This is a genomic window from Prochlorococcus sp. MIT 1201 (assembly GCF_047303415.1).
GTDB classification, from domain to species: Bacteria; Cyanobacteriota; Cyanobacteriia; order PCC-6307; family Cyanobiaceae; genus Prochlorococcus; species Prochlorococcus marinus_D.
This window is the reverse complement of record NZ_CP138947.1, coordinates 1,581,567-1,606,939: the sequence shown is the minus strand read 5'-3', so window position 1 is coordinate 1,606,939 and position 25,373 is coordinate 1,581,567. Positions and strand designations below refer to the sequence as shown.

29 protein-coding genes and 1 riboswitch are annotated in these 25,373 nt (G+C 46.9%); of the genes, 17 read left to right on the top strand and 12 right to left on the bottom strand.

The window, feature by feature from the left end; genetic code table 11:
- The first annotated feature begins 182 nt into the window (after positions 1-182).
- On the top strand, positions 183-485 hold the full coding sequence (locus tag SIB41_RS07690; RefSeq protein WP_413357990.1) for a hypothetical protein: 303 nt from the start codon (positions 183-185) through the stop codon (positions 483-485).
- Here SIB41_RS07690 and SIB41_RS07685 read toward each other — a convergent pair whose 3' ends face one another.
- The 4 genes from SIB41_RS07685 to rpsD form a co-directional block, all read right to left on the bottom strand.
- Positions 486-740: a bacteriocin gene (locus SIB41_RS07685; RefSeq protein WP_413357988.1), complete on the bottom strand. Its 255-nt coding sequence runs from the start codon at positions 738-740 to the stop codon at positions 486-488.
- 106 nt (positions 741-846) lie between these two features.
- Entirely contained in the window at positions 847-1,113 is a 267-nt protein-coding gene (locus tag SIB41_RS07680) for a bacteriocin (RefSeq protein WP_413357986.1), read from the bottom strand.
- Between the two features lie 101 nt (positions 1,114-1,214).
- The gene (locus SIB41_RS07675) at positions 1,215-1,391 is read right to left on the bottom strand and encodes a CCRG-2 family RiPP (protein WP_413357984.1); all 177 of its coding nucleotides are present in this window, start codon (positions 1,389-1,391) and stop codon (positions 1,215-1,217) included.
- 894 nt (positions 1,392-2,285) lie between these two features.
- Complete coding sequence (rpsD, locus tag SIB41_RS07670; RefSeq protein ID WP_011129606.1) at positions 2,286-2,894, bottom strand: 30S ribosomal protein S4; 609 nt, start codon at positions 2,892-2,894, stop codon at positions 2,286-2,288.
- Positions 2,895-2,973: 79 nt separating this feature from the next.
- On the opposite strand from rpsD, the gene yidD reads away from it, so the two are divergent.
- From yidD to SIB41_RS07655, 3 genes are read left to right on the top strand one after another with little or no spacing between them, the layout of a single operon-like run.
- On the top strand, positions 2,974-3,240 hold the full coding sequence (gene yidD / locus SIB41_RS07665) for a membrane protein insertion efficiency factor YidD (RefSeq protein ID WP_063419664.1): 267 nt from the start codon (positions 2,974-2,976) through the stop codon (positions 3,238-3,240).
- On the top strand, positions 3,240-3,551 hold the full coding sequence (locus SIB41_RS07660; RefSeq protein ID WP_413357982.1) for a glutaredoxin family protein: 312 nt from the start codon (positions 3,240-3,242) through the stop codon (positions 3,549-3,551). The genes yidD and SIB41_RS07660 overlap by 1 nt, the downstream gene beginning before the upstream one ends.
- A 28-nt stretch (positions 3,552-3,579) precedes the next feature.
- Positions 3,580-5,103, top strand: coding sequence for a UDP-N-acetylmuramoyl-L-alanyl-D-glutamate--2,6-diaminopimelate ligase (locus SIB41_RS07655; RefSeq protein WP_413361469.1), 1,524 nt, complete (start codon positions 3,580-3,582; stop codon positions 5,101-5,103).
- 217 nt (positions 5,104-5,320) lie between these two features.
- Here the strand turns inward: SIB41_RS07655 and SIB41_RS07650 are convergent, their stop codons facing one another.
- Positions 5,321-5,941, bottom strand: coding sequence for a HupE/UreJ family protein (locus SIB41_RS07650; RefSeq protein ID WP_413357980.1), 621 nt, complete (start codon positions 5,939-5,941; stop codon positions 5,321-5,323).
- A gap of 47 nt (positions 5,942-5,988) precedes the next feature.
- A riboswitch (cobalamin riboswitch) is annotated at positions 5,989-6,147 on the bottom strand.
- Between the two features lie 279 nt (positions 6,148-6,426).
- On the bottom strand, positions 6,427-7,629 hold the full coding sequence (locus SIB41_RS07645) for an aminotransferase class V-fold PLP-dependent enzyme (protein ID WP_413357978.1): 1,203 nt from the start codon (positions 7,627-7,629) through the stop codon (positions 6,427-6,429).
- Positions 7,630-7,663: 34 nt separating this feature from the next.
- Between SIB41_RS07645 and SIB41_RS07640 the strand changes: the two genes are divergently transcribed.
- The 4 genes from SIB41_RS07640 (at position 7,664) to SIB41_RS07625 (ending at position 10,669) form a co-directional block, all read left to right on the top strand.
- On the top strand, positions 7,664-8,887 hold the full coding sequence (locus tag SIB41_RS07640) for a tyrosine-type recombinase/integrase (protein ID WP_413357976.1): 1,224 nt from the start codon (positions 7,664-7,666) through the stop codon (positions 8,885-8,887).
- A gap of 170 nt (positions 8,888-9,057) precedes the next feature.
- Entirely contained in the window at positions 9,058-9,972 is a 915-nt protein-coding gene (locus SIB41_RS07635) for a hypothetical protein (RefSeq protein ID WP_413357974.1), read from the top strand.
- Between the two features lie 76 nt (positions 9,973-10,048).
- Positions 10,049-10,225 (top strand): hypothetical protein, encoded by a 177-nt coding sequence (locus tag SIB41_RS07630; protein WP_413357972.1) that lies wholly within the window; start codon positions 10,049-10,051, stop codon positions 10,223-10,225.
- Positions 10,226-10,363: 138 nt separating this feature from the next.
- A complete protein-coding gene (locus SIB41_RS07625; RefSeq protein WP_413357970.1) occupies positions 10,364-10,669 on the top strand; it encodes a hypothetical protein in 306 nt (101 codons plus the stop codon).
- A gap of 17 nt (positions 10,670-10,686) precedes the next feature.
- Here SIB41_RS07625 and SIB41_RS07620 read toward each other — a convergent pair whose 3' ends face one another.
- The 3 genes from SIB41_RS07620 to SIB41_RS07610 all read right to left on the bottom strand — a co-directional run bounded on the left by SIB41_RS07620 (position 10,687) and on the right by SIB41_RS07610 (position 11,728).
- Positions 10,687-10,938 (bottom strand): Nif11-like leader peptide family natural product precursor, encoded by a 252-nt coding sequence (locus SIB41_RS07620; RefSeq protein WP_413357968.1) that lies wholly within the window; start codon positions 10,936-10,938, stop codon positions 10,687-10,689.
- A gap of 166 nt (positions 10,939-11,104) precedes the next feature.
- Positions 11,105-11,344 (bottom strand): Nif11-like leader peptide family natural product precursor, encoded by a 240-nt coding sequence (locus SIB41_RS07615; RefSeq protein WP_413357966.1) that lies wholly within the window; start codon positions 11,342-11,344, stop codon positions 11,105-11,107.
- Positions 11,345-11,479: 135 nt separating this feature from the next.
- Positions 11,480-11,728 carry a Nif11-like leader peptide family natural product precursor gene (locus SIB41_RS07610; protein ID WP_413357964.1) on the bottom strand — a complete coding sequence of 83 codons (249 nt, stop codon included), beginning with the start codon at positions 11,726-11,728 and terminating at the stop codon, positions 11,480-11,482.
- Between the two features lie 893 nt (positions 11,729-12,621).
- Here SIB41_RS07610 and SIB41_RS07605 point away from each other — a divergent pair.
- Complete coding sequence (locus SIB41_RS07605; RefSeq protein ID WP_063419704.1) at positions 12,622-13,764, top strand: fatty acid desaturase; 1,143 nt, start codon at positions 12,622-12,624, stop codon at positions 13,762-13,764.
- A gap of 391 nt (positions 13,765-14,155) precedes the next feature.
- Here the strand turns inward: SIB41_RS07605 and SIB41_RS07600 are convergent, their stop codons facing one another.
- On the bottom strand, positions 14,156-14,560 hold the full coding sequence (locus SIB41_RS07600; protein WP_413357962.1) for a replication protein: 405 nt from the start codon (positions 14,558-14,560) through the stop codon (positions 14,156-14,158).
- A gap of 1,107 nt (positions 14,561-15,667) precedes the next feature.
- Between SIB41_RS07600 and SIB41_RS07595 the strand changes: the two genes are divergently transcribed.
- Together SIB41_RS07595 and SIB41_RS07590 are read left to right on the top strand one after the other, a co-directional pair.
- Complete coding sequence (locus SIB41_RS07595; protein WP_413357960.1) at positions 15,668-16,174, top strand: LemA family protein; 507 nt, start codon at positions 15,668-15,670, stop codon at positions 16,172-16,174.
- On the top strand, positions 16,174-17,163 hold the full coding sequence (locus SIB41_RS07590; RefSeq protein WP_413357958.1) for a DUF3137 domain-containing protein: 990 nt from the start codon (positions 16,174-16,176) through the stop codon (positions 17,161-17,163). Before SIB41_RS07595 ends, SIB41_RS07590 begins: the two co-directional genes overlap by 1 nt.
- Before the next feature lie 52 nt (positions 17,164-17,215).
- Here SIB41_RS07590 and SIB41_RS07585 read toward each other — a convergent pair whose 3' ends face one another.
- The gene (locus SIB41_RS07585) at positions 17,216-17,461 is read right to left on the bottom strand and encodes a NifU family protein (RefSeq protein ID WP_011129633.1); all 246 of its coding nucleotides are present in this window, start codon (positions 17,459-17,461) and stop codon (positions 17,216-17,218) included.
- A gap of 76 nt (positions 17,462-17,537) precedes the next feature.
- Here SIB41_RS07585 and SIB41_RS07580 point away from each other — a divergent pair, with 76 nt between their 5' ends.
- Positions 17,538-19,028, top strand: coding sequence for a malate:quinone oxidoreductase (locus SIB41_RS07580; RefSeq protein WP_413357956.1), 1,491 nt, complete (start codon positions 17,538-17,540; stop codon positions 19,026-19,028).
- 807 nt (positions 19,029-19,835) lie between these two features.
- Positions 19,836-21,650: a translation elongation factor 4 gene (gene lepA, locus SIB41_RS07575; RefSeq protein ID WP_413357954.1), complete on the top strand. Its 1,815-nt coding sequence runs from the start codon at positions 19,836-19,838 to the stop codon at positions 21,648-21,650.
- A gap of 11 nt (positions 21,651-21,661) precedes the next feature.
- Here lepA and SIB41_RS07570 read toward each other — a convergent pair whose 3' ends face one another.
- Positions 21,662-22,993, bottom strand: coding sequence for a hypothetical protein (locus SIB41_RS07570; RefSeq protein WP_413357952.1), 1,332 nt, complete (start codon positions 22,991-22,993; stop codon positions 21,662-21,664).
- A 76-nt stretch (positions 22,994-23,069) separates the two neighbouring features.
- On the opposite strand from SIB41_RS07570, the gene SIB41_RS07565 reads away from it, so the two are divergent.
- The 4 genes from SIB41_RS07565 to SIB41_RS07550 all read left to right on the top strand — a co-directional run bounded on the left by SIB41_RS07565 (position 23,070) and on the right by SIB41_RS07550 (position 25,365).
- The gene (locus SIB41_RS07565) at positions 23,070-23,201 is read left to right on the top strand and encodes a hypothetical protein (RefSeq protein ID WP_268873944.1); all 132 of its coding nucleotides are present in this window, start codon (positions 23,070-23,072) and stop codon (positions 23,199-23,201) included.
- 171 nt (positions 23,202-23,372) lie between these two features.
- Complete coding sequence (locus tag SIB41_RS07560) at positions 23,373-24,218, top strand: sensor histidine kinase (RefSeq protein ID WP_413357950.1); 846 nt, start codon at positions 23,373-23,375, stop codon at positions 24,216-24,218.
- 43 nt (positions 24,219-24,261) lie between these two features.
- Positions 24,262-25,077, top strand: coding sequence for an ABC transporter permease (locus tag SIB41_RS07555; RefSeq protein ID WP_063434945.1), 816 nt, complete (start codon positions 24,262-24,264; stop codon positions 25,075-25,077).
- 63 nt (positions 25,078-25,140) lie between these two features.
- On the top strand, positions 25,141-25,365 hold the full coding sequence (locus SIB41_RS07550) for a hypothetical protein (protein WP_413357948.1): 225 nt from the start codon (positions 25,141-25,143) through the stop codon (positions 25,363-25,365).
- Positions 25,366-25,373: the final 8 nt, after the last annotated feature.

Sequence of the window (25,373 nt, the reverse complement as noted above, 5' to 3'; positions counted from 1 at the left end):
TCTTTCACTTGCCTCGCCTAGTGACATATAAAGACTTTAATTCATTAACACAACCTTAAGCTACATACATAGTTTATTTAGCTTAATAGAGCCTGTATAGATACAAGTACTTCAGAAGGGTGGACTGATCTACTTTCGATGTGCAATTTATCTTCGGCTCATTACCCATAATATATTTACCAATGGCACGTAACCAATTAATTTCAAGTAAGGGAAGGCAACTCAAAGTCCAGCAACTGCTAATCCCTGAAATAGAACAGCTACAACAAAAGGAATTGCAAGCGCAACAACCACTTACCATTAACAAACCAATCAAACAGATCCCTAAACAGCCAGTAAAGCAAACACATAATAAAGGAGCCAACCGTCTTGAGGCTCCATATACAAAAGCTAATCCATCTAAACCTGGTAAGACATCACCAGCAGAACTCAAAAAACAAAAGGAGGAAATGTTAGATTGGTTAAATAACGTGAGGATTGGCTAGCTACTCATTGTAGTATTCACCACCAACACCTGTCTTATTAGCTCTTTCAAAATCAGCTTTTGTCATTCCTGAACCAGAACCTTGTGGGTTTCTCAGAGAAGCTCCAACGTCACAGATTTCCCCCCACTTACTTGGACCATTTCCTCTCAACATTGTGTCGTTACCACGAATGACAATCCCACCACTAACATTCTTTAACTCGTCAGTTGAGAGTTCCTCGTTGATTTCTTCGCTTGTGTTGTTGGGTTCAGTCATTTGTTTGTTTTTGAGATGTTGGATTGGTTAAATAACGTGAGGATTGGCTAGCGTATTTTTTATTTCTAGTCAGCTGCACATAGTTCCACCTACTATACTACTCTTATTAGCTCTCTTCAATCTCATCAACGATCAGAAACCCGCTAGACTTATTAGCTCTATTCCAATCTTGGACTGTCATTCCTGAACCAGATCCTTTAGCATCAATACCATTTGACAACCTGTTTGCCCCGTCTTCTCTCCAAGTAATTGAAGTTCTATTCCCTTTCAACATCCTGTCGTTATCACGAATGACAACCCCACCGCTAACACTCTTCAACTCGTCAGTTGACAGTTCCTCATTGAGTTCTTCGTTTTCTTTAGGGTCAGTCATTAGGTGTAAATACTCTTCGCTAAGTATAGCTAACCTCAGAGGAATTGCTATGAATGTAATAGTAGATGAACCAGCTTGAGTTCACCTTTTCATCAATGTAGTCACTGAAGGTCGTGTCCTTCACCACCATCAATCAAAGTCGAACTTATCTCCCAATCCCTTCTCGTCATCCCGAAACGTGATCCTACTTGACTAGTTAGAGTGCTCACACAATCTCCAGGATCAAACCCACCTGCAATTCCCTGTAGCTCTTCAATCGTAAGTTCGTTGTTAGTCATTGGTTTGAATGGTTGTGAGAGATCTATCTCTCTGATGAACACATCATCTACCAATTCCTCTTATACGTCATTGATCCGAATCATTGTTAGTTGTGATCTTGGTCACAGGTCCTGAGAGGAATTTCTAGAACTGGAATATTTGAAGAAGCTTCAAATCAACTAAAGTAGACTATACAATCTAATCTTCACCTGGAAACTTAATTGGGCTGATCGTGCCATCTTGGTACTTACCGCACTTAATAAACCCGCGGCATGGTGCTGCATCGTGCACTCTTACATCCCTATTCCTTGGACTTGAGAACATAGCCCGTATAACTGGTGTTAGTTCTGGTTGCTTCTTTGGTTTATTTTGTTCTAACTCTTCAGCGATTGAAGGCAGTGATACAAGGAATGTGAGAAGTATGAGGATACTAGGTGTTTTCAATAGGTGTATGTATGTCTAGATACTATAGCGGTTCTTGAAGGAATTTCTAGAAAAAAATAATTCCAGATCGAGCCGAACTTTTCTGACACAATTGTCTGAAGGGATATAACGTATGTAGAAGGACCTCATTGCCCCATAGCCCCCTTCAGAAGTTTTATATACTGTGGAAAACAGAACTCTAATCATCTTTATACAATAAATTCTTTACTTCTATACAATAATCCCATTGAAAATGCTGGTATAACTGGTAAAAAATACTACATACAGTAGTAAATCACCAATTAACCAGCGAGATTCTCAGTAAATAGCGCTATTGAGAGCAGGTTGTGCGTGAATCGTGATCTGTATTGGTAGTTTTGTAAAGACCGAGGAATGGGTACTTCTACTCAGATTCCAGGGCCTATACAATATAACTACAATGTGATTCTCAAAAGAGAGAACCCTTCCAGTGGAAAAGGTTTGAAGGAAATCTAAACCTTTCTGGAGTAGTACTCCACCACCAGCAGTTCGTTGATCTCAAGTGCGACCCATTCGCGTTCGCACTTGCTAATGATCTTGGCGCTCATTTTTGCTTTATCGAGCTCGATATGTGGCGGCACATTTGCCAATCCGGGGAACTCTAGGTTCGCTTCGGCCAGCTTTTTGCTGCCTTTGCGCTCTCTAATGGCAACCACATCACCGGCTTTGCATTGGTAGCTAGCAATGTCGAGAACACGGCCGTTCACGGTCACATGGCCATGGTTCACCAGTTGACGAGCACCTGGAACTGTGGGCCCAAAACCGAGGCGGAAGCAGACGTTATCGAGTCTGTTCTCCAACAGCTTGAGCAGGTTGGTTCCTGTAGAGCCATCTTGGGCACGGGCTTTCTTCACGTAGCGCACAAGCTGCCGTTCGGAAATCCCGTAGTTGAAGCGGAGCTTCTGTTTTTCTTCGAGGCGGATTGCGTATTCGGAGCGCTTGCGACGGGCTTGGCCGTGCTGACCGGGGGGATGGGACCGCTTAGCGGCCTTCCGGGTGAGACCTGGTAGATCTCCCAAGCGCCGCGTGATCCTCAGTCGAGGGCCGCGGTATCGAGACATGAGTTAAGGCAGGTTGGATAGAATAATTCGCGCTCCTGATACGTCATGCTGGACCTCAAGGCCCAGCCTTCGGCTCGCTATGCGCGAATCCAATACTCTATCCGGCGGCATCTTTGCACTGCTCAATCGAGCCATTGGTTCAGTTCTGCTTGCCTTGATTGGCTTGTATCGAACCTGGCTTTCCCCTTTACTTGGGCCCCATTGCCGCTTCATCCCAAGTTGCAGTGCTTACGGGCTTGAAGCGATCCAGCGTCATGGACCATGGCGAGGTGGTTGGCTCACCCTGCGGCGCCTGTCTCGTTGCCATCCTTTTACCCCCTGTGGTTGCGACCCGGTGCCTGATTAATGCAGGCCTTGAGGTTGTTGCTTTACAGCCGCAATGGTTGTTGTCTCTGTGAGGGGCTTGAACAACGCCTGCGTGAGCTGGCTTTGGATCAACTCCAGCCACCTTTAACGCTGTGTGTGATCAATATCGATGATGGTGCGACACCCGCCAGTATCCGCGACCGTTACGACTTGCAGGTTCCTGTTTTGGTGTTGGTTGAACTGGAGCAACAGTTTTCGCTAGAGCTGCCGCGGGTGTCGCCGCGGCTTGGGGGGGAAGGACTGTTCAGCTGGTTGCAACAGGCCTGCACCAAGGCGCTTGGATCGGACTAGAACGGCTCCATTCATGGGCGGGCCTGGAATGACCCAGATGCTCCATTCATTGTTGCGGGCTGTAGGACTCCCTGTGCCGGAGGGATTGGCGAATCCCTGTCTGGCAATGGTTAGCTGTGATTCCCGTTCGGTTACGCGAGGCTGTTTATTCCTTGGCTTACCTGGTGAACAGGTTGATGGCGGCAGCTTTTGGCGTCAGGCTTTGGCCGCTGGTGCAGAGGCGGCGGTGATTGGTCCGGCAGCAGCAGCCTTGCAGCCGCCTGGGCCTACAGATGCGGTAGTGGTGGTACCGGAGCCGGTTGCAGCATGGGTTGGACAGCTGGCAGCGGCCTTTTGGCAGCAGCCCTCCTCGAGATTTGCTCTGATCGGGGTAACGGGGACGAATGGCAAAACCACCACCACCCATCTGATTGAACATCTCAGTGTGGCTGTGGGCAGATCAACTGCCTTGTTTGGCACCCTCGTGAATCGCTGGCCTAACTACAGCGTTCCCGCAACGCATACCACGGCCTTTGCTGATCGCCTTCAGGCTCAGTTAGCGCAAGCGGTTGAGGCCGGTGCTGAGTTGGGAGCGATGGAGGTGAGCTCTCATGCCCTTGAACAGCAACGGGTGGCGGGATGTCGTTTTGCTGGTGCCGTGTTTACCAACCTCACTCAAGATCATCTTGACTATCACTCTTCGATGGAGGCTTACTTCGAGGCCAAGGCGCAGCTGTTTGCACCACCTTTGCTGGAATCTGGATCAGCCAAGGCGGTGGTGAATATTGATGGCCCCTGGGGCGCAAGATTGGCTCAGCGTCTCGGCGATACCTGTTGGCGCAGTTCTCTTGCCAAGGGTGTTTTGCAGCGAGCTGACGCTGAACTGACAATGACGGAGCTGACGATGAGCTCCGCTGGGGTTCAAGGTCGCCTGATCAGCCCTTGTGGTGAGGGCTGGTTTGACTCTCCATTACTGGGTCGCTTCAACTTGATGAACTTGCTTCAGGCGGTTGGGGTCTTGTTGCAACAGGGCTTGCCTTTGGAGTTGTTGTTGAAAGCGATCGCAGACTTCCGCGGCGTACCTGGGCGGATGGAGCGCGTGTTGATCCATGCAGCTGATGCCAGTCAAGTGCCCACTGTGTTGGTGGATTACGCCCACACCCCTGATGGTCTGGAGAATGCCTTGACGGCTTCCAGGCCGTTCACCAGTAAAAACTTGTGTTGCGTGTTTGGTTGTGGAGGAGACAGAGACCGTGGCAAGCGTTCTCAGATGGCTGCGATTGCAGCGCGGTTGGCCGATCGCGTGGTGGTGACCTCAGACAATCCCCGCACAGAAGATCCCCAGCAAATACTGGTTGATGTGGTGGCTGGAATCCCTCAAGGCACAGCCTTAACTGTGGAGGTTGACCGGGCGGTGGCGATTGCGCTTGCGATTGCCGAGGCAGCTCCTGGTGATGTGGTGTTGGTGGCAGGCAAGGGCCATGAGGATTATCAGATCCTCGGAACCAGCAAGGTGCATTTTGATGATCGCGAGGAATCTGAACGGGCGCTCAGATTGCGACTGCAAAGTTGATGCACCCTCTATCGAACAGAGGGTCTTTGATTAGGCTTTGTTCTTAGTGTTTACAAAGAGTTCACACTAAGAAAAAAATAAGGCCTTGACGTTGTTGATCTTGTTGTGGCTCTTAAAGGGTCTGGTGATCGTTGGCTGAAGTTTTATATTTCGCATCAAATGGACAACTGTTTTCTTTGTTTAAAATAGAAGACTTAATTTACAAGTAGCTTGTCTTTTAAGGAATTAATAGCGACCAGCTAAAAGCGGCTCCAATGCCGATCCAAATCCCTGCGGCAATGCGTTGCCCGCCATTGCCGATGCTATCAAGAAGACGCTTTGAATATGTTGTAACAAGTAAAAGAATACTTCCCTGACTAATGAACAATCCTAGGAAATAAGCTGTTAGTGGAGTTGGTTCGGCTCCTATGATTGCCCCGCCTAATAGATATCCATGTAGGGAAATTAAAGGGACCAAAAGCAAGGGAGATGCTTTGCCTAAAGCCACAAGGCCAGCTACGAGAAGGCTCAGTGAGACAAGTGCTTCTGCATAAACAGAGAGAGTTTCTGGGAGGGGGGTGAGTAGGGAGATCGCACTACCGAGAAGACCAGCTGCTAGTAATGGTGCCAGCCATTGGCGTGGTCTGTTCAAGCCCACGAAGCCAATCGCCAACAGAAACAAGAGGTGGTCTGGCCCCAGTAGTGGATGGCCAACCCCACTGATTAAACCCTGCAGGGCATTGAGATTTCCCGCTTCTGGCATTGCGAAGGGGTGATGGGCGAAAGCTGGTCTCACCAGCATCGCTAGTAATGCTGGAGTGGAGAGGATGGCTGCAATGAGCCAGCTGTAGCTGCTCAATAGTGTGGAAGGGCGCCGATGGACAAGCTTGGTAGGAATGATTCGATCCTCGTCGATGGAAATTCGGCGGGTGTTCTGACTCGCGCAAGTGCCCTAAGAAGGGTGGTTGCGCTTTACAGCTGCGGGACAGCGCCGGACTCTCACCGAACTTTCCCCGTTTCCTTCAGCAGCTGATCCCTGCTGAAACCGACTTGAAGAATCAACTATAGCAATTTTGTGAGATCATTGCCGATGTAGTGCTTTAACGGCTTGGGTAAGTGCTAATTAAGTGCTGAATAAATCCACCTCTCTTGTCTAAGTATCGGCTGTTCTTCCTTTTAAATATATTTAATTAATGGCTTTATGATTTGATGCACATCAGGCATGCTCTTAGAGGCTGGATTTAACTTTGCTTCTGATTCATAGGCTTATTTTGTCGTCGATAATTGAACTTTTGAGATCGATTATTGATCTGCTTTTGGCAAAGAACATAACGCAGCTAACGGTTAATTGCTTGGCTCTCCTTTGCTAGCTAGCTGCTTGAGTGCGGTTGTAAGTTTGTTGAGTTCTTGCTCTTCAGTGGTGATGTGCACGCAGGCACGTAGGCAGATTGGATCTTCGAGATGCCGAATCCAGAGCTGATCGTTTCCTAATTGTTGAACCACATCAGGAGCTGGGGGGCCTTGGGGTAACTCAAAGCTGACAAGACCAGCGGCTGGGGCACTCTTGAGCAGAGTTTCAACGCCTGTGAGCTGTTGTAGTTGATTCCATAGTTGTTGGCTGCCTTGGCGAATCTGGCTCAGTCGTTCTTGCTGCGAGTCTGCGGTTTCGAGCAGCTCCAACGAACAGCGCAGGCCTGCCATCAGCGGCACGCAGGAGGTTGCTACCTCAAAGCGTCGACTGTCGTGATGGAAGAGTTCGTCCAGGTTGTTTTGAAGATGGCCTTCGTTCTGCAAGCTGCGCCAGCCAATCAGGGTGGGATTCGCTTCGGCGAGCACCCGTTCTGAGAGGGCGACTCCACCAAGCCCTTCCGGCCCGCAGGCCCATTTGTGCCCCGTAAAGGCATAGATGTCTGAAGCAGCAGCGGCTTCCTGTACCGGAACTTGGGCGAAGCTTTGGGCGGCATCCACGAGCAAGAAAGGCTGTTGTGGATGATGGCTGAGGGCTGTTGAAACAGCCGAGATCGGCATCAATTGGCCTGTATTCCAAAGCAGGTGGGAGAGCACCACCAGCCTTGTGCTTGGTTTGAGGTGTTGCTCAAGTCTTTCCAGCACAAGGCTGTCACTAGTTGCTTGATCGTTAGCACCATGACGCAAGTTTTTTACAGGCAGCGTGTCTATTTCCAGGTGTTGTCGGCGGGCAAGTTCGATGCATGCAGCAACAACTCCTGGATGTTCACAGTCGCTAATGAGCAAGCGATCGCCTTCTGAGAAAGGCAGGCCCCAGAGAGGTAAGACACAGCCACTGGTGACATTTTCAGTGAGGGCGATGCGATGGGGGGTAACGCCGCAGAGCTTTGCTAAGTGTGAACGAGTGGCCTGGATTTCTTTGGCCACATAGGGCCACACGCTGTTGGTAAACGGCCCTAGTTCCTGAATACGTTTCCAGCTGCAGGTGATTGCTTCTAGTGATGGCGTTGGCAGTGGTCCTTGGCCGCCGTAGTTGAAGTAGGTCTTGTTAGCTAGTGCTGGGCAGAGATCTCTAAGCATCACTAGAATAGCGTTGGTATAGCTGTTGGTATAGGTGCCGTTCAGAAAGGTCCCGAACTACATCACTAAGGCTCGTCAAAGCTACGTGCTGCAACGGGCAGTTCCTATGGATTTGAGGAGCGTGATTGGCAAAGCAGTGTTTAAAGAGCCAGGTGGGAAGACTCTGCATGAGGCAAGAGCCCGCCAGAAGGCTTTCTTGCAGAGAACTGATGCGCTGATTGCGGAGGCACGGGGGCAAGCTGCCTTGACTACTGATGAGCTGTTAGAGGCTCTGCCTGGGCTGACTCCTCAGGCTGAGAAGGGTGATATGGCAGTCGGCCTTGAGATGTTGAGAGTTCAAGGCCTCTTAAGTAGTGAACAGGCCAAAAGAGGTTTTGATCTGCTCCAAGGCATCGAAAAGTCTGAAAGCTTGTTGATGCCAGAAGATTTGCTTGAGTTACGACGTCAACAAAAAGAACCTGCCTCAAGAACCTACGTGCAGTGGGTCAAGGCTCTAGAAGCGTTCATGAGTTTTTGCCAAGTAGCGAGCCCTCTTTCGTGTACGCGCGAAATGGCTGAGGCCTACAAGCAAAAGTTGTTAGGTAGGGGATTAAGTAAGAACACTGTAAAAGTGCAGCTGGCTTATCTCTCAGGCCTATGGACCAGCTTGAGTGAAGCGCGAGGTGTAGCGCATATTTTTAAGGGTTTGCCAGCTTCAGTGCGATTGACTCCTGGAGAGGTTGCTAGGCAGTTGCAAAAGAAAGGCTCGTTTATTTGTCGGCCCATTAATGAGTGGGATCAAAGCAACAGTCAATATCTCCCGATCTTTCAAATCCTTTATTACAGTGGTTGCCGTCTTTCTGAAGTATGTGGTTTAAAAGGAGAAGATATCAATGATGATCGCTTCAATGTTACTTGGTCTGATGAGAGAAGTTTAAAGACCCATTATTCACAACGTCAAATCCCTTTGCATCCACAGATCTATGAATTAATGCAGGAACTGCGTAGAATTACTGGTCTGATATGGCCAAGTCTAAAAACGATTGATCGCAAAACAAATGAAATTCGTTGGGGGCATAATCTTTCAAAGCCATGCAAGCAAATAACAGGTCTATCACCCAAGGATTTTAGAGATCGAGTAACTGCCCAGCTCGTTGAGCTGGACTATTCAGAAAAGGTCATAGGTTTGCTTCTAGGCCATAGCCCTCGATCTACGACACAAATGTATGGAGGCTCAGTATGGAAAAAGGTTGTTGAGGCAGTCAATTCGTTGTCTTGAAAAGAGATAGTCGATTTACTAAAAATATTTAAAGGTTAACTATGGCCAACAATAACCGAAACAAGTTCAATACAACATCAAAATCCAAGACCTTCTTTCCCATCAAGCAGCATCGCTTTGATTCTTCAAAGCATCCAATCATTAAATCAACTCAAAAGTGTGCAGCACGCATGACAACGATTCTATCTGCGCAAGAAGATCAAATGCTAGAAGGTCTTATTAACTCGCTTCAATGTAATCAAAGGGAAGCCATTCGCATCGCCTTGCACGAGGCCTCTAGAAGCGGCTTTAAGGTCCTGCAAAGCGCCTCTAGATGCGCAAGAGCGTCAACAACAAACAACGGCCATACAGGGCGCTCTAGACCTCTCTGGGTGAGTCTTCCTAAAGCAGAAAAGCATCAGGCAATCTGCTTAGCTGATCAACTCGAACTCACAGACAAAGAAATCCTCAGGCTTGCAATCATCTGGCTCGCTAAAGCCATCAAAGATGAAACCATCACCAAGCTGCAAGACACTCCCAAGCTCTCTCAAGACTCATTGGCTAAGCAATGGAGCCAAACGCACAAAGGCGAGCCATCCAAGCTCACAAAGCTCAAAGCATCAGCCAAAGCTGCTTACCAACAAGCAGAAGCATTGGGCCAAGAAAAAGACAAGCAGCTCTACGAACAACGAGGCTTGATGATGCAGCAGCTTGGCGATCAAGCACAGCTAACGACTATCGACGCCATGCTGCAGCTAGATGCAGACGATCTCATCGATCAGATCATCAATGACTTCAAAGACACAGAAGCTCTCAATCAAAAAGAAGAGGAGATCTTCCGCATCATGATCTCTTACCAGATTTGGGATGAGCAGCTCGCAACTGAGATCTGGCAACAAGAGCAACAACGAAAACAAGCAGAAGCCTTAGAACCTGAAATGACAGATGAGATGCTCGATGAATGGCTAGAGGGGATTAGAGAAGAGACTCGAGACAAAGAAGGTCAACTAACGCCTACCCCCTTACAGCTGACTCCTAAAAGACCTAAAGCATCAACGACACCAGAAGAGCTAATCATCAAGCGCTTCTTTGATGCTCTTGACTGAAAACCCTTGCAAACACATGAAAAAGACACCTACCCCCCTACTCTAAGAGGAAAGACAACATAGACATACCAACACCATGACGACACTCACGACAGCCAAAGAAAAGCTTTGCCGCTCCATGCTCAGCAAAGTCGGCATCTACGAGAAGATGCTGTTAGAAGCACAAGAGGTCAAAGACACAGAGACAATCAAACACCTCTACCTGCATCACACTCATCTGATGAACAGGCTTGAGAGGTTGCTCTGCTCATAAGGACCACACACCATTCACGAGAGACACAACAGTTCCTTAGCTCCCTATTGCTGATCGTGCGGTGAACGAGCGAGCAAAGCGAGCGAGTGAACCACCATCTTGAATACAACTTCCTTCACTCCTTAAACTTATCAATAAATGCCTACTCAATCATTACGCCCCAAGCAAGCCCAACCCAACGCAAGACAACAACTCAAAGTTCAACAGCTACTCATACCTGAAATAGAAAAGCTACAACACATGGAACTACAAGCGCAACAACCACTTACCATTAACAAACCAATCAAACAGATACCTAAGCCAACACATAAAAAAGGAGCTAACCGATTAGAAGCTCCGTATACAAAACCTAATCCAACTAAACCTGGTAAGCCTTCGTCAGCTGAACTTAAAAAGCAGAAGCAGGAAATGTTGGACTGGTTGAATAACGTAAGGATTGGCTAGTTTCTATTAGAGTCATCCTAGTCACAATCCCAAGTCGGATCACAGACACATACTTCAGTAAAAAGACTCATGTCTGTGCCGCCAGCCACGCCTTCAAGCTCAGCATCAGAAAGGGTTTGGCGAGCAGGCTTTAGGTCTTCTGTGCTAATCGAGAACCCAGCAGCCTTAGCAATAGCAACAACATCAGCTCCTTCTGCTTTGAGCTGTTCCTGCAGTAAAGTATCGGCTTGAACTTTGGCGATGAATGCCTTCAGTTGCTCTTCTGACATTGGATTAGAAATTGGGTGTTGTTTATAAGTTTAAGGTGCCAGGTATCGGATGCCGTTTTAAGCGAATAGGGAAGTCGTTGAAGAAATAAAAATCTCCCTGCTAATGCAAGGGCTTTGAGTATGTAGGCTTTTAGCAGTAATTGTTAGTGTAATTGTAATTGTGGCACTAGATGCCGTCCAAAGTGTTTACCAACTTGGACCAACAGCCACAGCCCCCCCCAGCCACACCTTCCAGCTCATCATCAGTCAGATTTTGGCGATGAGAGTTTAGGTCTTCTGTGGTAATCGTGAACCCAGCAGCCTTTGCAATAGCAACAGTGTCAGCGCCTTCTGCCTTTAGCTGTTCCTGCAGTGAAGTGTCTGCTTGAACCTTGGCAAGGAATGCCTTCAGTTGCTCTTCTGACATTGGATTAGAAATTGATTATTGTTTGTATGTTTAATGTACTAGGTATCGGATGGCGTTTTAAGCGAATAGGGAAGTCATTGAAGAAATAAAAAGCCCCTGCTAATGCAAGGGCTTTGAGTGTGTAGGCTGTGGCCGTTATAGGCAACAAGCTAAACTCAACAGCTCATCAACAGCGAAGCTCATCTCAAAACCCCCCCCAGCCACACCTTCCAGCTCATCATCAGTCAGATTTTGGCGATGAGAGTTGAGGTCTTCTGTGGTAATCGTGAACCCAGCAGCCTTTGCAATAGCAACAACATCAGCGCCTTCTGCTTTGAGCTGTTCCTGCAGTGAAGTATCGCCTTGAACCTTGGCGATGAATGCCTTCAGTTGTTCTTCTGACATTGGATTTTAGATTTATATTTTATATTTAGCAGTCAGCAGGAGACAGAGAGAAAAATCACACAAATCTTTCACGCCATTTAACGATCAGAAGCGCGCCTCATTGTCCCCATAGCCCCTCTGCAACGCACATCTATTTCCTTGAGACGTGATCTGTTAGGACGAGCAAGGTGCGTAGAGTCGTGACCACCATAGCGAAGGAGCCTGCTTGATATTCAAAAACTCCTATTTCTCATGGATTTTTTCTTGTAGGGATTTCTTCTGATATCTGCGGAAAACGTTGGTATAGCTGTTGGTATAGGTCTGATTCTCTATTCCTGAAAAGCCCTGCACTGCAAGAGATCTTAGAGGCTGTTGGGGTAGTGCTCTCTAGTTGAAGTAGGTCTTGTTAGCAAGTGCTGGGCAGAGATCTCTAAGCATTATTGGATTGGTATTGATATTGCTGTTGGCCTACGTGTAGTACAGGAAGGTTCTGCACTCCATTACTAAGGCCCGTCTAAGCTACATGCGGCAACGTGCTATCTCTATGGATGTGAGGGGCCACAATCGGAGAAACATCGTTTAAAGGGGCAATAGGTAAGTCTTTTCAAATAGCAATAGTCATTGAAGCTTTTTGATATTTATATGCGCTCTCACACTGTCTACTGATGACCTATTGCTTTAAATTAAATAAATTGACTTAGAGCTAGATTGCTGATGGTGAGGCGAAGGAAGGAGCGTTCTGGCTCATAAGCTAAGTAAGATGGTTCTCCTTCATCTTGAGTTGCCCATAAAGCGGCAATCAGGGATTGTATCAATTATCCTATCGAATGTGCCCTTTCTAATCATAGTCATTGCAAGATCATTCAGACAGTCATGAAAAAACATTTTTCAGACAAAAAGCTGCTAAAGAGATCATGATGTCTGGCCTCAATGGAAAGGCGCTTCAGGTTTCCAAAGCCGATATACCTGATCTGGCTGCAATTAAGGCTGTTTTGCCTGATCAATGCTTGAATTGCAGCACCAATACTTCCCTTGCTTATCTAGCGCAATCTCTGATTATACAGGCCATTGTAATTTTTATAGGGTTTTCCATTCCTCTTAGTGTGGAAATATTGCCTGTTTGGGTTCTCTACTGGCTTGTATCTGGCACAACAGCAATGGGCTTATGGGTCATCGCACATGAATGCGGCCACGGTGCTTTTTCGAAAAATAGGCAATTAGAAACATTCGTTGGATATGTGTTGCATTCGATCCTTCTTGTTCCATATTTCTCATGGCAGCGTTCACATTTAGTTCACCATACTTATACAAACCATATCGCCAATGGTGAGACCCACGTGCCTTTGGTTATTCGTGGCAATGGAATTGATGAGCAAGCTGGTGGAGAAAAAGATATTGCCATAGCAGGCAAATTAGGAAAATTTCAATATGGTGTATTTCAGCTTGTGCTTCATCTGATTTTTGGCTGGCCAGCCTATTTGCTTACTGGGAAGACGGGAGGCCCAAAATATGGCCTATCGAATCACTTCTGGCCGATCGCACCTTTCTCTAAAAAATTGTGGACAAAAAAATGGATCAATAAAGTATGGCTTTCCGATTGGGGGATAGGCCTTACTTTGTTTGCTTTGATTGCCTGGAGCCTGCATGATGGCTTTGTTACTGTTTTCGCAATTTATATAGCTCCTTTGTTAGTAGTTAATATCTGGTTAGTGACCTACACTTGGTTGCATCATACTGATACTGATGTTCCCCACCTTGGCAGTTCAGAATTTTCCCAATTGCGAGGTGCACTCCTATCGATTGATAGGCCATATGGAAAAGTAATTGACTTCCTCCATCACAAGATAGGCTCTACTCATGCCATTCATCACATAGCACCTTGGATGCCTCATTACCATGCAGGCAAAGCCACTATTGCCCTAAAAAATGCTTTCCCAAAGGTATACCTTTACAATCCCACGCCAATTCTTCAGGCTCTTTGGCTTATTTCTACTAATTGCATAGCTGTCACGCGGGAAGAGAACAGTGGGCGCTATCTATGGAAAAATCCTTGGTGAGAGAATGTGGATCGAAGAAGATCCATTCACTGGCTTAATATCTATCCAGTCAGTTGTTTACTGAGTATCTATAGCCAATAGATACTCATACTCCATGGCTTTTTTATAGGGATTACCCCTGAAATCTGTGGATAATGTTTGTAAAGCTGTTGCTATGGGCTTGATGCTCTATTTCTGAAAAGGATTGCACTGCAACAGATTTCTTAGGCTGTTGAAATAAAGCCCACTCGTTAAATTAGATCTTGTTAGCGAGTGCAGGGCAGATGTCTCTATGAATCACATCAAGACCATGTATTGCTTTGTAGTGCATTTGAGTGAATAGAATTTTATGTAATATCTGATCATAGGATTCTCCCTAGCCAGGGCTACGATGATTCATATGAAGCGGTAATTAATCATCTACGGAGACGTAACGTGTCCATTCTTCCTTTCTGTGTTGTTGATGGTAGAAAACAACAAAGGGAAAGTTGAATCCATAGTGGGTGTCGTTCAGGTTTTTGTCCACCCAGTAACAACCTATTTGATAATTATTCCTAAACATCTCATCATTATTTGAATAAATATCTACTATTGAGGTGTCACCATTTAGGTGTTCATCTATGAAGGACTGTTTGTCTTTAAAGACGTCAATTAGAAAAATCTCATAGGTCTGTTTGGTGATGCCAACTCTCATCAGCTCTTCGATAACCTTATCATCCATATAGTCAAATCTCCAACTACCATCATCTTCATCAGGAGGTTCAATGCCTTCATCCTTAGACAAAAGAATTTCCAAGTCAGTTTTGTCCTTAGTCATAACTCGTCAAAGGGGAGAAAGTAAGTGTTTGTTCTAAGGTGTTTCTCATGATATTAACCTACTTGCTACACCATAAACCTCTCCCAGGTCATCATCAGAGAATGATTCACCAAGGTGGCCTGAGATGGCTTCGTCTTATGGGTGTGGTTTTTGACACCACTAGAAGCATTCCCTCTCTCACTATCTTCGAATCATTCTTTTCGATAGTTTCTTTAGGGTTGGTTATTGGTTTAATACTAATCTGCCAGTAGTTTCATAAGTCCATAAGATTTTTAAGATTTTATCAAGGGAAATCGATCTTATTTGACCTCACAGCACTTTTCATAATCCTTTTTATTTACACTAGAACCTGACCCTTGAGGGTTCTTATTATTTAATTTATGTTATGTTGATTTTTGGGGTACTGTAAGTTCATCATCTCAGATGATCTGGCTCATCCCCTTTTAGATATTCATGACCACCATCACATTACACTTTTACCCAAGACTCGCCATCTAAGGAAATGAGCTTACTTCGCGATTGATCTTTTCTCATGGTTTTTTGTATTTCGAAGTTATCCTAGTACTTCCCAAGAAGTTCTTAGGAAAAATAGAAAAATGCTTGAAGGTCACCATCGTGTTTAGAAGTAGACATTTCCCCTTTGGCGCCTATTTTGATGAACAATGTACAGGTTGATAAGCTTAATGAAAAAAATGAATATTTGTTCGTCGTGCTTCTCTGCTTGTTTTATAAACCGAATTTTGGCACTATTCCTCCCATGCCAATTAGATAGGATAATGCGGCCAAAATTATAAAAGACACTACTATTTGCAGAGGAAGCTGCAGCAATTCTTTTGAGGTCGGTAGCGGAGAGAGGTTGGGCATTTGGTCACGGGGATCCCCTTCTTCGTTGGGCATGGAATGTTTTTCTATGAACGGTAATAATTGATCCTAACCAATCAAGGCTCCAGCTCTATGACTTCTTACATTTCTTCTAACTTTTCACTTTTTCTTGCCCTCCTATGTTAGGGATGTTAATACTAAAACAGTTGTCTTTTCCTTTTGTCTTTACCTAGCGCTGTCCTCTTCCTGTTAGCAATCTTGCTAATATTTGTTGTAGTGGCAGTGATGTTTAATTCACTAGTCGCGAAAAAGAACCGAGTTAAAAACGCCTTTGCATCTGTAGATGTTCAGCTCAAGAAGCGATATGACCTTGTCCCGAACCTCATTGCAACAGTGAATCAGTATATGCAGCATGAGCAAGATACCCTCGCCAAGCTAACCGAGCTTCGAGGGATGGCTCAGAGTGGAAGGATGGGCACCCGTGGCCGGGTTGAGCTGGAAAATCAATTTTCCCAGGCCATGGAGTCAATCATGGTTGCAGTTGAGAGTTATCCAGATCTTAAGGCTAGCCAAAATTTTCTTGCTCTTCAGGGATCCTTGAATGAGATCGAGGAGCAGCTTTCTGCCGCCAGACGTACCTTTAATGCCGTAACCACTGACTACAACGATGCCATTGAAATGTTTCCTAGTAATCTTTTGGCTGGGCTGATCGGCTATCGACTCCGCCCTCTTTTTGAAATGCCTGCTATCGAAAGAGAGAACCCTAACGCGGCTAAACTATTTGCTGACTAATGGTCAATCAAAGATCCTTTTTTGCTGGTCATCCTTCTTATTTCCGCCAGGAGATCATGCCAGTTTTACGGATATTTGAAGACAAACGAAAGCTCATTCTGCAGAAAATATTGAAGATTATATTCTTAATCGTTTTGTTGATAATTGCTGTTGTCATTCTGCTGGCTTTTCAGCTGATCCCGCAGATCGCAGCTTTTATTTTGCTTCCCGTAGTGGTGGTTGTCTTTGCCATCGTCTACAGGCAACTGACCAAGCAATATAAGACGCAGTTCAAGCTGCAGGTTATTACAGCGATCGTCAACTTCTTTGATTCAACTCTTCAATATGATCCACACGGTCGGGTGTCTAAGTCTCAGTTTGTGCAAAGTGGGTTATTTAATACTGCTCCTGATCGTTACCGTGGCGAGGATCGGGTTTTTGGTACTTTGGGAAAGACCCGTATGGAGTTCAGCGAGGTTCATGCGGAATATCAGTCTCAGAGTACCGATTCTGATGGAGCCACGCACACCTCATGGCACACGATTTTCAAGGGTTTGTTTTTCGTCGCAGACTTCAATAAGCAAATTAAAGGCACCACTGTGGTGCTTCCAGATGTAGCCGAACGTCTTTTTGGGGGTGTTGGAAATTTTTTTCAAAATATTCAAAAGATTGGCCGACATCCCGAACTGATCACTCTGGAAGACCCTGCTTTCGAGAAGTATTTTGTGGTTTACGGGGATGATCAAAATGAAGCAAGATACATTCTCACCCCGAACCTTATGGAGCGGATTGTTTCATTTCGGCAGCGAACCGGACAAAAACTTCGTCTTTCTTTTTGTGGAGAGAACGTTTATGTGGCTATCCCGAGCGACCATGACATGTTCGAGGCCAGAGTTTTTCGCACTCTTTGGAGCAAGACACTGATCAAGAGCTATGTGGACGACATGGCGATGGCGATAGGTGTGGTTGAAGAACTTAATCTCAACCGTCGTGTTTGGACGAAGCCATGAATTTCTAAATGCTAAAAATTTTCATGCGGAAGAGTTGTTCTGGTTACAGCCTTTAAAGCACCTGCACCACTTCACTGACTTCGGGGATCATTTCGCGCAACTTGCGTTCGATACCCATTTTCAGGGTCATGGTGCTACTAGGGCAGCTGCCACAGGCTCCTTGAAGACGCACTTTCACCACAGGACCATCAATTTCTACGATTTCTACATTGCCGCCGTCTGCCATAAGAAAGGGCCTTAGTTCATCGAGAACGGTTTCCACGTTCTCGTTGGTGAGGGCCATGGCTTCTGTACTCATGGATGCTCTGCACGTTTGGATCTATCCAGCCTAGGGGGTTCGCTCATAACCTTGCCAGCAGGGGTGCTTTCAAGTTGTGGCCGTCTCTGATGTTGCTGGATCCCAATCTCGCTACGACGCGGTACTTGTCGGGGCTGGAATTATGAGTGCCACTTTGGCGGCCCTGCTGCATGAACTCGATCCTGAGCTGAGTTTGTTGATGGTCGAGCGTTTGCAGGCGCCGGGTCTTGAGAGCAGTGCGGCAGAAAACAATGCAGGCACTGGTCATGCGGCTAATTGCGAACTGAATTACACACCTCGTCAGCCTGATGGCAGCGTGGCTACTGCTAAGGCGTTGGCCATTAATACCGCCTTTGAGCGCTCTTTGGAGTTCTGGGCTTCGTTGACGGAAAAGGGCAAGTTGCTACCGCAGCAATTTCTACATCTGGTCCCTCATATCAGTGTGGTTTTTGGCGATGCTGATTTGGCTTTCTTGCATCAGCGCTTTCAGCAATTGAGTGCGCTGCCTGCCTTTGCCTCCATGCAATGGAGTACTGATGCCGCTGAGCTTGCCGAATGGATGCCATTGGTGATGGAAGGGCGAGCCAATGCAGAGTCTGTTGCTGCAACCTGCATTAAGCGGGGTACGGATGTGGATTTCGGATTGCTGACAGGGGCCTATGTGAAGTCATTGCAAGCCAGCGGAGCTTTGGAATTGAGTTGCGGCTGCGAAGTCGTTCATTTGCACCGGCTCGGCAAGCACCAGTGGAATCTTGATCTCAAGCATTCTTCTGGAAGTCGCTCTGTGCAGACACCTTTTGTGTTTCTCGGTGCAGGGGGGGGGGCTTTGCCTTTGTTGCAGCGATCTGGCATTCCAGAGGCAGCTGCCTATGCAGGCTTTCCAGTGAGCGGACAGTGGTTGGTCTGCTCTGAGCCAGGTTTAACGGCAAGGCATCACGCCAAGGTGTATGGCAAGGCGAAGGTGGGTGCTCCTCCAATGTCTGTGCCACATCTTGATAGCCGTTGGATTGATGGATGCCGCTCGTTGCTTTTCGGGCCTTATGCGGGTTTCAGCAGCAAATTCCTCAAGCAAGGCTCCCGCTTGGATCTCTTGCGTTCGGTACGGCGAAGCAATTTTCGCTCCATGTTGGAGGTGGGCTTTAAAAACTTTGATTTAGTCACTTATCTCCTCTCAGAGCTACAGCAGAGTGAGAAAGATCGATTTGAAACGTTAAAGCAATTTCTTCCCAATGCGCAGTTGAATGATTGGACGCTTTCAGTTGCCGGACAGAGAGTACAAATCATCAAACGCACAGCCGAAGGGGGGCGGTTGCAGATGGGTACAGAGGTGGTATCCGCTGAAGATGGCTCCCTAGCTGCCTTATTAGGGGCTTCGCCTGGGGCTAGTACAGCGGTGACGGTCATGCTGGAAGTGTTGCAGCGTTGCTGGAGCGAGCGTATGGCAAGTGAATCTTGGCGACAACGATTGCAAAAATTGTTGCCGAGTTATGGCCATGACCCTAATTCTGATCCCTTACTGCTGAGGCAGATGCGCATACGTAGCAATACATTACTCAGTTTTACTTGATCAAAAGATGGTCTGATTTTGATGTTGTGATAATTGGTCAGTGGCTCTAAAGTGGGGGGGCAGGAGAAGCTTAAAACCCTGGCTTTGAGGTCTTTTTTTCAATGGGTCTTATGTGAATAATTCATGATTTACTGGCCAGTGTTTAGACGCTTGTGCGTTCTGCGATTCTCCTTCGAGAACGGGCTTTTAAGGCTTGAAAATGAGTGAGGGTTGGCTGATCGATTTGTTATCTCATCCTTTGGATTGTATGAGAATTTTGATCAACAGAGATGACATTTGCCTCGCTTTTGCTCATCAATTTGAGGTCTGTGATCTTCAGTCTCTGTTTAATACTTGACTCTCGTCTGTATAAGTTGATCGCTATAGATCCTGCTAGTTGAATATCTCTTGTTTGTATGATTATTGCAAAGCCGTTCTCAATTTGAATATGTTGACTTCTGTTGCTGTGAATATTGTTGTTAGGATTGTTGCTTGGGCCGTAAGGCGCTATTTTGCTAGTTTTGCTTTAGTTCTTTAAAGAGAGTCTCTTGCTTTACTGGCTTTTGACACTATCGAGATCATCTGTGATAGGGATGCATATGCTTTAAGCATCAGTGTCCCAGTAAAGAATATCTGATGCTTTTGAGTAAATCTAGGTTGTAGATGTTGCAAACTAGGTTGTAGATGTTGCAAAATTCCTCCATACACTCATACAGCAATGGGCCTGATGAGATGGCTGCCAGCATTCTTCATGGCTGGTCAGATCAGCAAGATCCTTAGAATCTTGATTCTGACTCCAAAGCGCCCGAGAGGGGAATTCGCCAACGCATGACCGACGTTCCCGTTTCTCGCTTGAGGAACTTCTGCATCATTGCCCATATCGATCACGGCAAGTCGACTTTGGCTGACAGGCTGTTGCAGGACACTGGCACGGTTGCTGGTCGAGATATGCAAGAGCAGTTTCTCGACAACATGGATTTGGAAAGGGAAAGAGGCATCACGATCAAGCTCCAGGCTGCTCGGATGAATTACACGGCTGCCGATGGCGAAAGCTATGTACTCAACCTGATTGATACCCCTGGCCATGTTGATTTCTCCTATGAGGTGAGCCGCTCCTTGCAGGCCTGTGAAGGGGCCCTGTTGGTGGTGGATGCCAGTCAGGGTGTTGAGGCCCAGACCCTTGCAAATGTCTATCTAGCGCTGGAAAACGATCTAGAGATTATTCCTGTGCTCAACAAGATTGATCTGCCGGGCTCTGATCCAGAACGGATTAAAGAGGAGATCGAGGCGATCATTGGTCTTGACACCTCAACAGCAATTGCCTGTTCTGCCAAAACAGGCTTAGGCGTACCAGAGATTATGCAGGCGGTGGTGGATCGGATCCCGCCCCCTGCAGATACCCTCGATGAGCCAACGAAGGCGCTGATCTTCGATTCTTACTACGACTCTTACCGAGGCGTGATTGTGTATTTCCGGGTGATCAGTGGCCGGATTAGTACGAAGGACAAAGTGTTGCTGATGGCCAGCAAGAAGAGTTATGAGCTTGATGAGATCGGTGTGATGTCACCAGATCAGTGTGAGGTCCATGAACTTCATGCCGGGGAGGTGGGTTATCTGGCGGCTTCGATCAAGGCGGTTGCTGATGCACGGGTTGGAGACACGATTACCCTCCTCAATGCCCCAGCAGATGAGCCGCTGCCTGGTTACACCGAGGCAAAGCCGATGGTGTTTTGTGGCTTGTTCCCTACGGATGCAGATCAATATCCAGATTTAAGAGAAGCGCTTGACAAGCTGCAGCTTTCAGATGCAGCACTGAAGTATGAACCTGAAACCAGCAGTGCGATGGGTTTTGGCTTTCGTTGTGGCTTTCTAGGACTCCTGCATATGGAAATTGTGCAGGAGCGGCTTGAACGTGAATACGACTTGGATTTGATTGTTACTGCTCCTTCAGTGATCTACAAGGTGAACATGATTAATGGAGAGATGTTGACGGTGGATAACCCTGCAACATTGCCAGATCCGCAGAAGCGGGAATCAATAGAGGAGCCTTATGTACGGATGGAGATCTATGCCCCCAATGAGTACAACGGCACTCTGATGGGTTTGTGCCAGGAACGACGTGGTGAATACATTGATATGAAGTACATCACCACTGAGAGAGTTACCTTAATTTATGAGCTGCCTTTGGCTGAGGTGGTAACGGATTTCTTTGATCAGATGAAGAGTCGCACCAAGGGTTATGCCTCAATGGAATATCACTTGATTGGCTATCGCCGCAATGATCTGGTGCGTTTGGATGTCTTAATCAATTCAGAGAAGGCTGATCCACTTACCACGATTGCACACCGTGATAAGGCTTATAGCATTGGTAAGGGTCTGGTGGAGAAGCTCAAAGAGCTGATCCCAAGACAACAGTTTAAAATTCCCTTACAGGCTTCAATTGGTAGTCGCATTATCGCTAGTGAGAGCATCAGTGCCATGCGCAAGGATGTGCTGGCTAAGTGTTATGGCGGAGACATCTCAAGAAAAAAAAAGTTGCTGAAAAAGCAGGCCAAGGGTAAAAAGCGGATGAAGGCCATGGGTAAAGTAGATGTGCCTCAGGAAGCATTCATGGCTGTGTTGAAACTAAATCAAGAAAGTTGATTGTGATCTTTTTATTGACTGGAATTGGTTGTTACGTAATCCTTATCGACTTGTAGATAATCCCCTGTGGTTTTGGCTGATAATTTCTCCATCCAAGGTGACTCTAACCCAAGGGCTATCGTGTTTGTTTTGAGTACTTTTTCTCGTGTGTTGTTGTAGTTTGAATAGTGGGTGACTGTAGGGTCATGATCATTGGCCTGCCAGCTACCACCCATGCGGTCGGCATTAGGCTCTCCATCTGAGAGGAAGTAAAGTGTGTCTGTTTCGTTATCTTTGAAAGAGGCATCTAAGCCTTCCCAGGGATAGGTTCCGCCCCACTTAGTGGGGCGACCGTTATCCAGTGAATTAACGAATGCAATTGCGGATTCGCGCATGCCATCATCTCCTATCTTAACCAAGCCATCTCTTGACTGTTCCCAAGCTCTGTGGTTTTTACGGCCTGGTGAGCTGAAGGACTGGATGCTGACTTTTGTGTCTGGAGAAAGTGCTGCAAGTAGATTGCTGAGTTCTGTTTGGAGTGATTCCATTCTGGTCAATGAGCAGTTCTGGCGTGACGAGAAATAGTAACTTCCACTCCAATATGTTTTCCGTTCGCCATAAGTACTACCCCAAAGGATGCAAGCACTCATGGAACCTGAACCGTCTACAAGGAAGCGGATGTTTTTACTTTTTACATTGCGGAAGTAGGCCCCATTAAGTACACTATTGTCATCATCACCATAGTTCTCAATACGTTTGTCTGCTCTTGCGAATGCAGCGAGATAAAGTGGATATCTGGTGACTGTGCGTGCAGCGCTGATCGCCTCAAGATAACTCTCAGTTTCAAATTTCTCAGGATCATTGTTGGGGTTCGGATCAATAAATTTGATCAGTTTGCGTTGTTTATCTGTCATCACACCAAGAGCAGGTTCCATAAACTTGCGTATTGGTGTGCTGTCAGCTGTAAAGGTGACATCAAGGCCATCAATGATTTCTCTTAGGCTTTTATTCTCACCCTCATTGTTTGTTAAGTGTTCGCATTCACCTTCAGGTTTTGTACATTTCATTACTCCGATATCTTCAATTACTTTGGCAATAAATGAATCTTCTGTTTCGTTATAGCGTCCATCAAGACTGAGTGGCGCACCACATCGCATCAGTGCGAAGCCTGCTTTATTGGAATTAATACTTAGCCCATAAAGAACTGGGGTGTTCAGTTCAGCCATCTTGATGCCGAAGACTGGTTTGAACACTTGATTTCGAGCTTCTGCGAGCAGCCCACATTGTTGGAGAGTTTCTTGATATTGTTCATTTGCCATGTCTGTATGCTCCATTCCAGTTTGTACAGCTTCGCTGTTATTCACCAGGATGTGAATACTCCGTTCAATTTCTGATCGCAGCAGGCGGAGACCATTGGTTGTGTTTTGCCGTAGGGTTGCCTTGCGTTCAGCTCTATCCATTAATGTCTGCGTTGAGCGCAGCGCTAATGAGGATGCTCCGATTAGCAGAATGCCTGCTCCCGCGGCAACGACGGCTTCCGACATCCCAAAGCCATTGCTGGGCAAAGGATAAGACCGACGGTGATAATAAAGGCTTTTTAGCAGTTTCATGAATCAAGTGCCATAGAACTATGGCTTTTGACAGTTTGACGATGACAGGTTTGAGGTCTTTTTTTCTCAATCAGCTGTGAATGTTTCCTGAGGATTGTCTGAAGACATCGATTAACTGCTGTCGCAGAAACCAGTGTCATCAGGATCGCTGGATGATCATCGTTGCGAGCTAGAGCATGAACCTCTTGAACTTAAGCCTCTTGCTAGTTCATTTAATTCCCTCTTGGATCGTTTGGCCGAGTCTTGGAATCGCCAGCGCAAGTTTGCTAATGCCCTCAGCCATGAGCTGCGCACACCGATTACTTTGATTACTGGTTACAGCTCCAGGGTGTTAAGTCAATCGGGCAATCTGAACCAAGATCAGCGGCATCAATTGACGATCATTGATGATGAGACACGTCGTCTCGGAAGGTTAATCACTGATTTATTAGATATTGCACGTGAGAAGACTGGAGCTCTGGTAGTTACGTCAGAGCCTTTTTCCGTACTTGAGACTTTAGAGCAGGTGTTTTTGCTGAATCGAGGTGATCATGAGACTCGTTTGAAAATGGAATCGAGTTCACACGGTATGGATCAGACCTGGGCTTTTGGTGATCACGATAGGGTCGTGCAGTGTCTTGGCAATTTGATTGAGAATGCTTTTAAGTACAGTTCAGAAGATAAGTGCGTTGAATTGAGTTGCAGTAGCACTCATGAGCATGTGAGATTGCAAGTTCGAGATCATGGCCCAGGGGTGCTAGAGGCTGATCAGGAGCTGATTTTTGAGCAGTTTCAGCGCGGTAGTAACACGGCAGAACAACCTGGCAGTGGCGTTGGTCTTGCCCTCGTGCGCTCGTTGATGAAGCGGATGAGAGGCCACGTTTGGGTTGAGAATGCTGCTGATGGCGGAGCGATCTTTGTGATTGAGTTGCAACGTTGTCAGCCGCCCCAGCAACAATGCAGAGACTGTTCTGTCTCCTTCCTCAGCAGTGAGCTTTGACCTTTCGTCTTTGCGTCTGTCACGAGTGACCTTGTCGACTCGCATGGCGCGCTGGGGGATGGTGATTGTTGCCATCTATCTGTTGGTGGCCTTAATCACCCCCTTGTTGGTGATGGTGGGTGTTTTGCCTGAGGCCAACGCTGGTCTTGATAATCCCATTTATGCGCCTCCTTCATGGGGGCATTGGTGCGGAACTGATCGTCTCGGACGGGACGTATGTGTTCGCACCATGGAGGGCAGCGGCGTGGCTTTGCAGGTGGTTCTTCTTGCGGTGACCTTGGCTGTGTTGGTGGGGGTGCCACTAGGGATGATGAGTGGCTACCTCGGAGGTGCAATTGATCGCATGTTGGTGTTGGTGATGGACACCCTCTACACCTTGCCGGTGCTCTTGCTTTCTGTGGTCTTGGCTTTTTTGCTTGGACGGGGTATTCCCAATGCGGCCGCAGCCCTTTGTGTTGTTTATGTGCCCCAGTACTTCCGCGTGGTTCGTAACCAAACAGCCCAGGTGAAAGCAGAACTGTTTGTGGAGGCTGCCCGTTCCCTCGGTGCTGGCCCCATTTGGATCTTGCGCAAATACCTGCTTCGCAATGTGATCACATCCGTGCCAGTCCTGCTGACCATGAATGCTGCTGATGCGGTTTTGGTGCTTGGTGGCCTTGGTTTTCTCGGCCTTGGATTGCCGGAAACTGTGCCTGAATGGGGGAGTGATCTGAATATGGCTCTGGCAGCAGTGCCAACTGGGATTTGGTGGACTGCTCTCTATCCAGGCTTGGCCATGTTCGTATTGGTGCTGGGACTCTCATTCCTTGGTGAGGGGCTGGAGGCATGGGTGAGTGGTCTCGATGAGTCGACTGCCTGATTTCAGATCACTCCCATTGCATCCTGTGGAGGGCCACACTGAGGGAAGTCTTTGTTTCAAGCCATGCCCTGGTGGATCACATTGATCTTGCTGACGTTGATGATCTTCCTTTGGGTCTCCGGGCGCCGAAATCCTGATGATGTGATCGGTCTGCTTCAGAAGATGCTAGCGATCGGCTTGGCCATGGTTGTGCTGTTTATAGGCCAAAACATTTTGCTGGAAAGCATTGTCTTGCTGATTGGCTTGCGTCTTCCCGCGGCACGTCAAAACCAACTTGGGATCAATTGATCGCAGGC

Excerpts from the sequence above, each read along its gene's own strand:
- SIB41_RS07690 (WP_413357990.1), top strand. The coding sequence starts at position 183 with ATGGCACGTAACCAATTAATTTCAAGTAAGGGAAGGCAACTCAAAGTC.
- SIB41_RS07685 (WP_413357988.1), bottom strand. The coding sequence starts at position 740 with ATGACTGAACCCAACAACACAAGCGAAGAAATCAACGAGGAACTCTCA.
- SIB41_RS07680 (WP_413357986.1), bottom strand. The coding sequence starts at position 1,113 with ATGACTGACCCTAAAGAAAACGAAGAACTCAATGAGGAACTGTCAACT.
- SIB41_RS07675 (WP_413357984.1), bottom strand. The coding sequence starts at position 1,391 with ATGACTAACAACGAACTTACGATTGAAGAGCTACAGGGAATTGCAGGT.
- rpsD (WP_011129606.1), bottom strand. The coding sequence starts at position 2,894 with ATGTCTCGATACCGCGGCCCTCGACTGAGGATCACGCGGCGCTTGGGA.
- yidD (WP_063419664.1), top strand. The coding sequence starts at position 2,974 with ATGCGCGAATCCAATACTCTATCCGGCGGCATCTTTGCACTGCTCAAT.
- SIB41_RS07660 (WP_413357982.1), top strand. The coding sequence starts at position 3,240 with ATGCAGGCCTTGAGGTTGTTGCTTTACAGCCGCAATGGTTGTTGTCTC.
- SIB41_RS07655 (WP_413361469.1), top strand. The coding sequence starts at position 3,580 with ATGACCCAGATGCTCCATTCATTGTTGCGGGCTGTAGGACTCCCTGTG.
- SIB41_RS07645 (WP_413357978.1), bottom strand. The coding sequence starts at position 7,629 with ATGCTTAGAGATCTCTGCCCAGCACTAGCTAACAAGACCTACTTCAAC.
- SIB41_RS07635 (WP_413357974.1), top strand. The coding sequence starts at position 9,058 with ATGACAACGATTCTATCTGCGCAAGAAGATCAAATGCTAGAAGGTCTT.
- SIB41_RS07630 (WP_413357972.1), top strand. The coding sequence starts at position 10,049 with ATGACGACACTCACGACAGCCAAAGAAAAGCTTTGCCGCTCCATGCTC.
- SIB41_RS07625 (WP_413357970.1), top strand. The coding sequence starts at position 10,364 with ATGCCTACTCAATCATTACGCCCCAAGCAAGCCCAACCCAACGCAAGA.
- SIB41_RS07620 (WP_413357968.1), bottom strand. The coding sequence starts at position 10,938 with ATGTCAGAAGAGCAACTGAAGGCATTCATCGCCAAAGTTCAAGCCGAT.
- SIB41_RS07615 (WP_413357966.1), bottom strand. The coding sequence starts at position 11,344 with ATGTCAGAAGAGCAACTGAAGGCATTCCTTGCCAAGGTTCAAGCAGAC.
- SIB41_RS07610 (WP_413357964.1), bottom strand. The coding sequence starts at position 11,728 with ATGTCAGAAGAACAACTGAAGGCATTCATCGCCAAGGTTCAAGGCGAT.
- SIB41_RS07605 (WP_063419704.1), top strand. The coding sequence starts at position 12,622 with ATGATGTCTGGCCTCAATGGAAAGGCGCTTCAGGTTTCCAAAGCCGAT.
- SIB41_RS07600 (WP_413357962.1), bottom strand. The coding sequence starts at position 14,560 with ATGACTAAGGACAAAACTGACTTGGAAATTCTTTTGTCTAAGGATGAA.
- SIB41_RS07595 (WP_413357960.1), top strand. The coding sequence starts at position 15,668 with ATGTTTAATTCACTAGTCGCGAAAAAGAACCGAGTTAAAAACGCCTTT.
- SIB41_RS07590 (WP_413357958.1), top strand. The coding sequence starts at position 16,174 with ATGGTCAATCAAAGATCCTTTTTTGCTGGTCATCCTTCTTATTTCCGC.
- SIB41_RS07585 (WP_011129633.1), bottom strand. The coding sequence starts at position 17,461 with ATGAGTACAGAAGCCATGGCCCTCACCAACGAGAACGTGGAAACCGTT.
- lepA (WP_413357954.1), top strand. The coding sequence starts at position 19,836 with ATGACCGACGTTCCCGTTTCTCGCTTGAGGAACTTCTGCATCATTGCC.
- SIB41_RS07555 (WP_063434945.1), top strand. The coding sequence starts at position 24,262 with ATGGCGCGCTGGGGGATGGTGATTGTTGCCATCTATCTGTTGGTGGCC.
- SIB41_RS07550 (WP_413357948.1), top strand. The coding sequence starts at position 25,141 with ATGCCCTGGTGGATCACATTGATCTTGCTGACGTTGATGATCTTCCTT.